The organism is Cupriavidus pinatubonensis (assembly GCF_019602855.1).
GTDB lineage: Bacteria > Pseudomonadota > Gammaproteobacteria > Burkholderiales > Burkholderiaceae > Cupriavidus > Cupriavidus pinatubonensis.
This window is the reverse complement of sequence record NZ_CP080767.1, coordinates 2,276,411-2,286,019: the sequence shown is the minus strand read 5'-3', so window position 1 is coordinate 2,286,019 and position 9,609 is coordinate 2,276,411. Positions and strand designations below refer to the sequence as shown.

Here is a 9,609-nt window from a genome sequence, read left to right as displayed (position 1 = left end):
GCGTGAGTTTTTGGCTGATTGGTTATGTGGCCATCGTTGGCATCGCGATGGCGATTGCCACAGCGCAATCGATCTTTTGTCTCGATGCTTCGGCGTGGGCCTCTTGGGTGCAGGCGATTGGATCCATTGTTGGCATTGGAATCGCAATCTATGTGCCGTGGAGGCAGCAACAGAACCAGATCGTGGAGCGAAGGCGGGCTGATCTTGTTCATCGGCTGTTCATGGCTCGACGTCTCCAGGCGGTAGTCAGTGAGGTCGTCTTGGCCGCAATGCATCTTCATCACGATGTACAGACCTTTGGCGCAGTTGGAGGCCCCCATGGCTTTTCCTTTGACCTGTCGTCGCTGACAGTCCTTTCGGATGCCTCTCGCAGGATCGAGGAGCAAGACCAGGAGTTCGACGCTGGCCCCCTGACGCTGTCTATCCGAACTCAGCTGAAAGAGATGGCGAGAAAAGTGGAAAGCCACCTCGGCCGGTCCAGCCACGCGCTCGACTCTGATTTCATTGCGGAAGCGGTGGGTTGGGTCAATAGGGCGAAGGCGTTCGAGAGCGCTGCAGCTGGCATCGTGGCGAGTGCGGAAACGGCTCTTAGCCGATAGACCGGTTTTCATGATGGATCCTTGATCGTTGCCAGAAACGCAGCCATCGGCCCGAACTTCACCCAGCGGGCGAGCGGCCAGTGTGGTTGCTTCTCTGCGGCGCGCTTGATCTCGCGCGCCAGACGCTCCAGCAGCGCGATCTGCAGCATCATGACGGCGTGCGCCTCGCGGCTGATGGCCAGCGCCTCTTCGGCGGTCGCGAGCTGCCGGCGTAGCTCCGCGTTCTCGCGCTTCAGCGCCGTGGAGTCGCGCGCCAAGTCGGCGATGTCGTCGTTCAGTCGGCGCGCCGCGAGGGCAGCGGAGCTGGGGAACGGCTTGCCCATGGCGTTACGCCGCTTCCTGTAGCGCGGCCGGCTCGTCGAAGTGCAGGCTCATGTGCACTTCCTGCCCAAGCAGCGACAGCAGCTTCGCGGTGGTGGTCTCGTCCGGGTGCGCCTGGACGCGGAAGTTGACGAAAACCGTGCCACCTTCCTGGAAGTCGAAGGCCAGCTTGTTGACCTTCGATTCGTCCAGCACGATGTCGAACTCGGGCTTGACGCCGTTGTGGATCACCAGGCGGTGGTGCTCCCAGTCGCCGGACCACTTCACAACACCGAGGGCCGGGTTCTTCAGGTTCGGCAGGTATCCGGCGTCGGTAACCAGGTCACCCTGCACCGACTCGTCCTTGTGGTAGAAGCTCGCCTTCAGCGTCGGCGAGAACAGCGACAGCACGTCGTTGGACAGGCGCGCCTGCAGCTTCAGGTCTACGCCTAAGACATGGTCGTCGCCGTGCTTCTCATTGCGCGTGTTGATGTGGAGGATCTTGACCAGTTCGGTGTCGAGTTCGAGCATGGGTGTGGCTCCGTGGTGATTGACTGGGCTCAGGCCGCGCGGGCCGACATGACGGCATCGGGATAGGCCTCGACGCCGGGCAAACGCATGGCATCCTTCTGCGCCTTAGCCAGTTGATTCAGGGCGGACTGGTTGACGTCCAGCAGGTGCTGGTGCTCCGGGTGTTCGGCCACGAAGCGGATCAGCGCCATCTTGTCGGTCAGGCGCGCCTTCCAGTTCTGGCGCGTGGACAGGCCGGCCACCTTCGGCGCAGAGGTCGCAACCGGCGCCGGCGCGGCGGTGACCAGCTCGGCGGACAGCTCCAGGGAGCGTGCTTCGTTCGCGCCAGCCTCCGCGGTGGCGATCGCCTGCTGCTCGAGTTCTGCGGCTTTCTTGGCATTGCCTGAGGCGGCGGCAGCATTGGCTTCGGCGGCAATGCGTTCGGCTTCCTCCGCGGCTGCCTTCTCCACGGCGCGGGCCTCTGCCTCGATGCGCTCGCGTTCCTCACGAGCCTTGCGCTCAGCTTCACGGCGCGCCTCGTCGGCCTTGCGCTGCTGCTCGCGGTCGTAGGTCAACATCGCCCCCTTCAGGGTCGATTCGGCCTGTTCGAGGTAGGTCTTCGGTGCGCGGAACAGGTCGTTGACTGCCTTGACCGCCTGGTTGAGCGGCCCGGTGATGGCGGTACGCTTTTCCTCAACATCCTTTGCGAGCAGCTTCACCGCGCGGAGGTCTTCGGCAGCCAGCTCGTACATCGTCGGACTGTCGATCGCGTAGCCTTGCGCCGCCGTGAGCATGCGTTGCGCTTTGGTGCCAAGCACGACGGCGTCGCTAGCGTCATAGGCCACGGAGCCTTGGGTATTGGTGGTATCGGACATGGTCTCGTTCTCCGGTGCCGTGCTCAGGCGGCGTGCTTGTTGCGGAAGTTGTGGAGGGTCAGGCAAGAGAGAAAGACTGCCCAGTCGTCGGGATCCTTCATCTCGTGTATGCGGTAGGTGCCATCGGCGCGCAGCTCGATCGTGTGACGGCCCTCGATGCGCTTGCCGCTTTCCTTTTCCTCGGCGTTCTTGTAGGCGGCGGTCTGCGGGCCGTAGCTCGGGTACATTGCACCCGTCTTGAGGTCCCACATGCAGCGCCGGCCGTCGAACTTCACTAGGCGGTCGTACGTGCCGCAGTAGCGGTGCGAGGGGTGATAGACGCGCTTCTCCATGCCTAGGATTTCCAGCGGCGTCTCACGGCGCAGGCGGATCCAGGCGTCCAGGTAGGGCCGCACCACGTCGGCCACGGTGTCCTCGTCCAAGTCGCCGGAGTCGTACAGTTCGGTCGCCTTGTGGACAGCGGTGCCGAGCTGGCGCTTGTACGCCAGTGTCTCGGCCGGGATGAACGACAGGTCGTTCAGCGGCGCGAGGATCTGCGTCACACTCGGCACGACCACACCGCCCACGGTGTACGTATGCGTGGCCTCGTCGAAGAGCAATTCAGACATCAGCCGTTCTCCCTGATGTAGTCCTGCAGCGCCACGAAGGCGTCGCGAGTCAGGCCGTCAAGCGTGTCGGGCGTGGACAAGCCAAGCGCGTCGAGCGCTTCCTGCACCGGGATCTCGGCGGCATTCAACTTGTTGCGCACCCACTGCTTCTCGCCATCGGTAGCCAGGTCGTTCGCCTCGACATCCTCGACTGCCTGGGATTGCTGCGCGCGGCGGCCCGGCTGCTCGGCGGCAGTGACTCGCTCGACCGGCTCGGCCTGCTGCTGCGCGCGCGCCGGCTGCTGCAGCGTCGTGGCTTCCTGCTGCTCAATCTGCTTCGCCTTGGGCTTTGCCTGCGGCATGGCGACGACCTGGCCGGTAGCCGGGCGCGCCATGTCGGCGGCGCCCATGTCACGCTCGACGATGCGATCTGCTTCGTCCTCGTCGTAGATGCCAGCGAACCCGAATGCGATACGCGCACCCTGGATCAGCACCTTGTGGCGCAGCATGCGCTTCGTGTGGCTCTGCCACGGGCCGTTGACCTTGTTCTCGCCGCGCGGACCTTGATACGTCTCGTCGAGATACTCCCGCACGATGGTTGGCCGGTCGCGGTCCTTGCGGTAGATCAGGATCTCGCACCAGACGGGGCATGCCTTGCCGGCCGCTGGCGTATCCATTTCCTCGGAATACCGGAACTCCAGGCCGTTGAATGCCGGATGCTCATTGATGATCCGGGCCCAACCGTCGACGCTGACCACCGGCACGATCGCGCCTTTGTCTTCGTAGGCGAAGATCTCCTTCGTGAACGGATTGAGCTTGTACTGGTCGGCCACGATCAGCAGCGCGGCCATCTGCTCGTCGGTGATGTCGCGGTTGTTCCTCTGGCGGAATGCTGTTGCCTTCAACGTGGCCAGAAGCTTGTTCGGATCGATGTTGTAGCGGCCGGCGAACTTCGCGACCAGACTTTGGTTCGGGGCCGGGCGCTCGGCAACGGCAGTGGACATGACGTGGTTCTCCAGGTGATTGGGCAGGGTCAGGCAGCCGGCTTGGCCTCGACCTTCGTGTACGGGTACTTCTTGTCGTAGGGCTTGATATGCTGCTTGAAATGGCTGCCGATCGAGTCGGCCCTGCTGAACGCAGCGAAGTCCTCGGCGCTGAAGTCGCGGTAGTGGTAGAGCGAGCTCGGGCCGTTGGTCTTGTAGTCGCGGAAGCGGATCGCGAGGGTGTTGCTCTCGGCGTCGTGGCCGATGCTGTGGATCTGCGACGACTGCACTTCCTGCATGTCGATTGCGGGCGTGGTGGGTTCCATGGTGGTCTCCAGGTGCGAAGGGTCAGAACAGGGCGCCGGCTCGAATGGCGACGGTCAGGTACCAGATGCAGCCGACGGCCAGGCCGAAGCCGATGGCAGCCGCGACGAGTTGCGCCAGCGACGGCGCACGCGCGGCACGCAGTAGGGCGTTGGATGCGGGGTCGTAGTGCACGTCAGCCTCCGATGTAGGCCACGATCTCGTGCGCGGCGGCGATCACCGCGAACATGCCGAGCACGTAGTAGAGGACCGCGCGGTTGCGGGCTTGGACTTCGCGCAGGCTGGCTTGCTTGTCCATCACGCCACCCTCCGCAGAAGCCGATCAACTGCCGCCTGCTTTGCCAGCGCATTGCCCAGCAGCATCTCGGCGTACAGCAGCACCTCGGTCTTGTTGATCGAGCCCCAGGCGATGCGCTTATCGGCGGCGGTGATGTAGTTGCGCAGTAGGGTCGGCGCGGCCGGGCCGGCGGCCATCTGGTCGAGGAACGCGCGCTCGGCGGTCGTGCCGTAGGAGAGTTCTGCGGTAGTCACGCTGCGTACCTCCGGCCTTCCGTGAGCGATTCCACGGCTTGCTCCTGCAGCTGCACGATGAAGGCCAGGGCGAGCATGTCCAGCATGTCGGCGCTCTCACTGCCGTCGTCATTTACCAGGCGGACGTCGGTCGCGGTGAAGGCGGGCGTGCGGCCGATGGCCGGGGTGGTGAATTCGCCGGTGATCGACCAGAACAGGCCGGCGACATGCACGACGGTGCGCGTTTCGTCTGTGCGCGCCGGGCCGCGGAAAATCCGGGCGTAGGTGGCGGGGCTGGGCATTGCTGGACTCCATCAAGTGCGTTGATGGAGTGCATGTTACCAATCGGGTAACAGCAAAGCAAACCAAAAAGGTAACAGCGCCGATTGATTGTTTTTACCTATCCGGTAACAGCCATAGGCAAAATATAAGCCCGTGGCTTACGGGCTTATGACGCGGTGTCTCAGGGAATCAATCCGGCCGCCAAGCGGATCGCTTTACGATGCCAGCGACGAAGTGCATGCGTTCCACCTGCTCGTGGGGGATTCGGAGCATGCCGTGCTTCTCGTTCACGGATGAGAGATGGACGATGCCATCACGAACGTACGCCAGCTCTTTGACCATGACGCGGCCATCCTGCGATTTCACTAGGACTTCGTCGCCGTTCTGGATCTGCGTGTTTGGCTCAACCACCACAAATTCATTGTGCTTAACGCGCGGTCGCATGGATTCGCCATTGCAGCGAAGCGCGTAAGCATCCGGATCTCGCGTCGGGAAGTACACATAGCCGTCGCCGTGGCCTACGGGGTATTCGACGTCCACAAAGTGTCCGTTGTCTCCTAACTGCGCCATGCCTTGTACGGGAATGCGTCTAAATGCGTCCTGCGGAATCGGGAAGGTGTCGAAGGGCAGAGTGGGTTCATCCAACTCTGGTTCAACGGCACCACTTAGCTTTTGATCACCAGCGCCATTGAGCAGCCATTTGGGGCTGTAGCCGTAGGCCTCCTGGAGCTTCACGGCATGGTGAAGCCCCATTTTTGGCGCTTCAGGCTCCAACCAGGCGCGGACTACAGCCGGCTCGACCCCAAGCAGCTGTGCTAGGTCCCGAACGTCGAGGTGCTGTTCGGCCATAACCAAGGCAATGCGGTCACTCGGCCGTTTGTCCAACTCCGCGTCCGCTGGAACAGCAGGGATGAAGTCAGCGACGTGTGAAGAGGCGAGGCGGATTTCCTCGGCGAGGCGCGGGCTGAAGGCATCCACTGAAACCCCCAGGCCGTTGGCAAAAGCGCTGGCCGCCTTGATGTTCAAGGCCCGGCGGCCGTTCAGGTACTGCCAGACCATTCCTTGGCTGCCGATCTCAAATCGCCGGCCGAATTCTTCCTGGCTGTACCTGGTCTTCGTCTCAAACATCTCTCTCAGGCGTGCGGCATCCTCTATCTGCCACGGTTCGAGTCCTCGTGCGAGCGAGAGGGCCGCCTTTGGAGGGACTAGCGAGGTGCCCTCATCCATCCAGAACTCAGGATATCCGAAGGTTTCTTCGATCTTGCGGGCGGTGCGGTCGCCAATGTCCTTCGCGCCGCTGACATAGCGGTTCACTAACGAAGGGGAGGAGTAGCCGAGCGCTTCCGCAGCGCGGGACTGGTTGCCCTCGCACTTCTCCTCGATCGCCATCGCCAGCTTTTCGCGGCGGATTTCTTTGATTGACTTCATGCGCGTGATTGAACCCGGAGTAACCCAAAAGGTAAATAAACCGAAGTGGTAACAAATCCTCCTTGAGCTATGACCAAAACGGTCATAGAATCGCGCCATGGACACAAACACCTGCGCCCGAGACTTCAAAGCCTTCTACCGATCACTCCCGGTGGAGCGCAGAGCGGCGTTCGCATCGGCGGCGAACACGACCACCGTCTACATCGAGACGCACCTCGTCTACGCGCGCAAGGTACCGCGCAAAGCAAGCATGGACGCTCTCTGGCGGGCCTGCGCCGACTTTGGCGCTCCGTTTTCACGGGAAGAGTTGCTGGCCTTCTTCTACGCCAAAGCGGCTTGAAGGCATCACCTCGAAAGGGGTGATGCCATTTTTTACGGGCAGGGACCGTCAACGCAAATCAACCTGCCTCAACCATTCGCAAAGGGTCAGCGAAATGCAACGCGAAATGCCTTTCTTCGGTGAAGCCAGGGCCATGCAGCACGCGCCGATGGATCTGATCAAACGGTGTCGCCATGGGCTCGATGCCATCCGTCTCTGCATTCAGCTGAGCGGCCATTCCCATGACTTCATCCGCGAGGCCCTGAGCATCGACAAGGGTCATTTCAGCCGAATCATGCAGGGCAAGGCCTGGTTCCCGGACACGAAGCGCATTGACCTGATGGCGATCTGCGGCAACCGCGCGCCGGCCCAGTACGACGCGCTGATGACTGGTTGCGAACTGATCGAGCTGTCGAAGGATGCGCGTATTCGCGAACTCGAGGAGCAGCTCGCCAGCTTGAGGGCAGCGGCATGAATGCGGAACAGAAGCAAATCACCCAGCGCGCCTGGGTCAATGAACTCCTGCATAGGATGACTTTGGCCAACACGGTCGAGGTCCGCATGCAGCTGTGCGCCGAAACCAAACAGGCGATCGCCGAGCTGCTGGCCAGCCAGGTGAGCCGCGCGGAGCAGTGAGGTAGCAGTAATGGCTGGAGACTGGATCAAGATGCGGACGGACCTCTTCACACATCCCAAGGTATTCAAGATTGCTGAGGCTCTGGGAAAGGATGAGATGTTTGCCGTCGGTGCGCTGTTTGCTTTCTGGTCGTGGATCGACCGTCATTCTGTAGACGGTCGTGTAGACGGTGCAACGTCGCAGCTTGTAGACCGTGCAACGCGTGTAGACGGTCTCGCTGCAGCTCTTACTTCCGTTGGATGGCTGAGCGTTGATGAAGGCGGAATTTGCATTCCTGAATTCGGCGAGCACAACGGCGATTCAGCAAAAGAAAGAAGCCTTAAGAATCAACGACAAGCAAGATGGCGGGAGAGAAAAGCAGACGGTCTTGTAGGCAGTGAGGCATCTACTGCATCGTCTACACGTGCGTCTACATCAGCGTCTACCAGAGAAGAGAAGAGAAGAGAAGAGTTATCTACTACTTCTAACGAAGTAGTTGTCGACAGCGACACAGCTGCCGACCTCTTCGTGGTCGAGGGCGGAGGCAAACCAGCCTCTCGCCCTGCCTGCCCGCATCAGGAAATCATCGCGCTGTACCACGAGCTGCTGCCCATGTGCTCGGCCATCCGCGAATGGAGCGGCACGCGGCAGGTGAACCTGCGCACACGTTGGAACGAGGACAAGAAGCGTCAGGACCTTGGCTACTGGCGGAAGCTTTTCACCTACATCGGCCAGTCCGAGTTCCTGACCGGCCGCGCTCGCACGCCTGAAGGTCGGAAGCCGTTCATTGCCAGCCTCGACTGGATTGTGAAGGCCGAGAACTTCACGAAGATCCGCGAGGGTCGGTACCACAACGAGGAGGCCGCAGCATGAACGCGCCCGACGATTTCCCGCAGGCCCGCGCGCTGTTCAGCCTCGAAGCCGAGCAGGCTGTGCTGGGTGGCCTGCTGCTCGACAACAACGCAGTGGACCGCATAAACGGCCTGGACGCCGCGCACTTCTACCGCGACGACCACCGGCTGGTGTTCTCGCAGATCGTGCAGTTGATCGTCGCCAACCGGCCGGCCGACGTCGTGACCGTGTTCGAGATGCTGCAATCGCAGGGCAGGGCCGAGCGCATCGGCGGCCTGGGCTATCTGACCGAACTCGCGCACCGTACCCCCAGCGCCGCGAACATTGCGCGCTATGCCGAGATCGTGCGCGACCGCGCCATGCTCCGCGAGACAGCCGCCGCCGCACGCAAGGTGCTCGAGATGGTCGAGACGCCGAGCCCGATGAAGGGCGCCGAGATCCTGGATCGTGCTCAGGCGCTGCTGGGTGGCCTGGCGCAGGTGGGCGTGCGCCGCGAGCCGAAATTCCTGGCCGAGCTGATGACCGAGTTCGTCGAGGGCGTCGACCAGCGGTACCACGGCACCGTGGAGACGGCCATCCCGACCGGTATCGATTCGCTCGACCGCGCGCTCAACGGTGGACTGCGCCGCGGCAACCTGGTGATCGTGGCCGGCCGCCCGTCTATGGGAAAGACCGCGCTGACCACGGAGATCGGCCTCAACCAATCGACCGATTACAGCGTGCTGCTGCTGTCGATGGAAATGTCGGATCAGGAGATCGTCGCGCGCGCGGCGGCCAGCCGCGGAACCATTCGCCTGTCGTCGCTGCTGAACCGCATGGAGGAATCCGACTGGCCGCGCCTGACGTACGCGGTGCAGGCCTGCGCCGACCTGAACTTCGCCGTGGACGACTCGCCGGCTCTGACGCTGCTCGAGGTGCGCATGAAGGCGAAGGCGCACCAGCGCAAGCACGGGCTGGACGTATTGATCGTCGACTACCTCGGCCTGATGACTGGCGGCGAGGAAAAGATGCGCACGCAGCAGATCGGGGCCTACTCGCGTGGCCTGAAGGCGCTGGCCAAGGAACTGAACATCCCGGTGATAGCGCTGGCGCAGCTCAGCCGCAAGAACGAGGACCGGCCGGACAAGAAGCCGATCCTCTCCGACCTGCGCGACTCTGGCGACATCGAGCAGGACGCGGACGTCGTGATGTTCGTGCACCGACCGGAGATGTACGACCCGAACAACACCGACCTGAAGGGCTACGCCGAGGTGCTGATCCGCAAGCAGCGCAACGGAGCGCTTGGCGACGTGCCGCTGCTGTACCGCGGCGCGGTGACGAAGTTCGACGAGTGGACGGGCCCGCTGCCGATGCTGTCTGGCGGCCCGGCCGTGCGCAAGCGCGGCATTGCCGCAGAGCTCTGATTTGAAACGAAATCCATACGC

General features: G+C 62.4%; 17 protein-coding genes. 6 read left to right on the top strand and 11 right to left on the bottom strand.

Translation table 11 applies throughout. The annotated features are described in order from the left end of the window. The first annotated feature begins 2 nt into the window (after positions 1-2). The gene (locus tag K2O51_RS23165; RefSeq protein ID WP_220630813.1) at positions 3-599 is read left to right on the top strand and encodes a hypothetical protein; all 597 of its coding nucleotides are present in this window, start codon (positions 3-5) and stop codon (positions 597-599) included. Positions 600-607: 8 nt separating this feature from the next. Here K2O51_RS23165 and K2O51_RS23160 read toward each other — a convergent pair whose 3' ends face one another. From K2O51_RS23160 to K2O51_RS23115, 11 genes are all read right to left on the bottom strand, one after another. Continuing rightward, positions 608-922, bottom strand: coding sequence for a hypothetical protein (locus K2O51_RS23160; RefSeq protein ID WP_220630812.1), 315 nt, complete (start codon positions 920-922; stop codon positions 608-610). 4 nt (positions 923-926) lie between these two features. Then, positions 927-1,430: a hypothetical protein gene (locus tag K2O51_RS23155; protein ID WP_220630811.1), complete on the bottom strand. Its 504-nt coding sequence runs from the start codon at positions 1,428-1,430 to the stop codon at positions 927-929. Positions 1,431-1,459: 29 nt separating this feature from the next. Beyond that, entirely contained in the window at positions 1,460-2,284 is an 825-nt protein-coding gene (locus K2O51_RS23150; RefSeq protein ID WP_220630810.1) for a hypothetical protein, read from the bottom strand. A gap of 23 nt (positions 2,285-2,307) precedes the next feature. Then, positions 2,308-2,892: a PD-(D/E)XK nuclease family protein gene (locus K2O51_RS23145; RefSeq protein ID WP_220630809.1), complete on the bottom strand. Its 585-nt coding sequence runs from the start codon at positions 2,890-2,892 to the stop codon at positions 2,308-2,310. Continuing rightward, positions 2,892-3,875: a phage recombination protein Bet gene (gene bet, locus K2O51_RS23140; RefSeq protein ID WP_220630808.1), complete on the bottom strand. Its 984-nt coding sequence runs from the start codon at positions 3,873-3,875 to the stop codon at positions 2,892-2,894. The genes K2O51_RS23145 and bet overlap by 1 nt, the downstream gene beginning before the upstream one ends. A gap of 29 nt (positions 3,876-3,904) precedes the next feature. Next, entirely contained in the window at positions 3,905-4,180 is a 276-nt protein-coding gene (locus K2O51_RS23135) for a KTSC domain-containing protein (RefSeq protein ID WP_220630807.1), read from the bottom strand. Positions 4,181-4,202: 22 nt separating this feature from the next. Next, positions 4,203-4,352, bottom strand: a complete 150-nt coding sequence (locus K2O51_RS23130; protein ID WP_220630806.1) for a hypothetical protein — start codon at positions 4,350-4,352, stop codon at positions 4,203-4,205. Between the two features lies 1 nt (position 4,353). Continuing rightward, the gene (locus K2O51_RS35580) at positions 4,354-4,479 is read right to left on the bottom strand and encodes a hypothetical protein (RefSeq protein ID WP_280640415.1); all 126 of its coding nucleotides are present in this window, start codon (positions 4,477-4,479) and stop codon (positions 4,354-4,356) included. Continuing rightward, positions 4,476-4,709, bottom strand: coding sequence for a hypothetical protein (locus tag K2O51_RS23125; RefSeq protein WP_220630805.1), 234 nt, complete (start codon positions 4,707-4,709; stop codon positions 4,476-4,478). Before K2O51_RS23125 ends, K2O51_RS35580 begins: the two co-directional genes overlap by 4 nt. Then, on the bottom strand, positions 4,706-4,990 hold the full coding sequence (locus K2O51_RS23120) for a hypothetical protein (protein WP_220630804.1): 285 nt from the start codon (positions 4,988-4,990) through the stop codon (positions 4,706-4,708). Before K2O51_RS23120 ends, K2O51_RS23125 begins: the two co-directional genes overlap by 4 nt. A 169-nt stretch (positions 4,991-5,159) precedes the next feature. Continuing rightward, positions 5,160-6,497, bottom strand: a complete 1,338-nt coding sequence (locus tag K2O51_RS23115; RefSeq protein ID WP_220630803.1) for a S24 family peptidase — start codon at positions 6,495-6,497, stop codon at positions 5,160-5,162. Here K2O51_RS23115 and K2O51_RS23110 point away from each other — a divergent pair. The 5 genes from K2O51_RS23110 (at position 6,496) to dnaB (ending at position 9,588) form a co-directional block, all read left to right on the top strand. Further along, positions 6,496-6,738 carry a hypothetical protein gene (locus K2O51_RS23110; RefSeq protein WP_220630802.1) on the top strand — a complete coding sequence of 81 codons (243 nt, stop codon included), beginning with the start codon at positions 6,496-6,498 and terminating at the stop codon, positions 6,736-6,738. The genes K2O51_RS23115 and K2O51_RS23110 overlap by 2 nt on opposite strands. 133 nt (positions 6,739-6,871) lie before the next feature. Next, positions 6,872-7,192: a hypothetical protein gene (locus K2O51_RS23105; RefSeq protein WP_220630801.1), complete on the top strand. Its 321-nt coding sequence runs from the start codon at positions 6,872-6,874 to the stop codon at positions 7,190-7,192. Next, on the top strand, positions 7,189-7,353 hold the full coding sequence (locus K2O51_RS23100; RefSeq protein ID WP_220630800.1) for a hypothetical protein: 165 nt from the start codon (positions 7,189-7,191) through the stop codon (positions 7,351-7,353). The genes K2O51_RS23105 and K2O51_RS23100 overlap by 4 nt, the downstream gene beginning before the upstream one ends. 31 nt (positions 7,354-7,384) lie before the next feature. After that, positions 7,385-8,206 (top strand): hypothetical protein, encoded by an 822-nt coding sequence (locus tag K2O51_RS23095; protein ID WP_220630799.1) that lies wholly within the window; start codon positions 7,385-7,387, stop codon positions 8,204-8,206. Continuing rightward, complete coding sequence (gene dnaB, locus K2O51_RS23090) at positions 8,203-9,588, top strand: replicative DNA helicase (RefSeq protein WP_220630798.1); 1,386 nt, start codon at positions 8,203-8,205, stop codon at positions 9,586-9,588. The genes K2O51_RS23095 and dnaB overlap by 4 nt, the downstream gene beginning before the upstream one ends. The last annotated feature ends 21 nt before the right edge of the window (positions 9,589-9,609 follow it).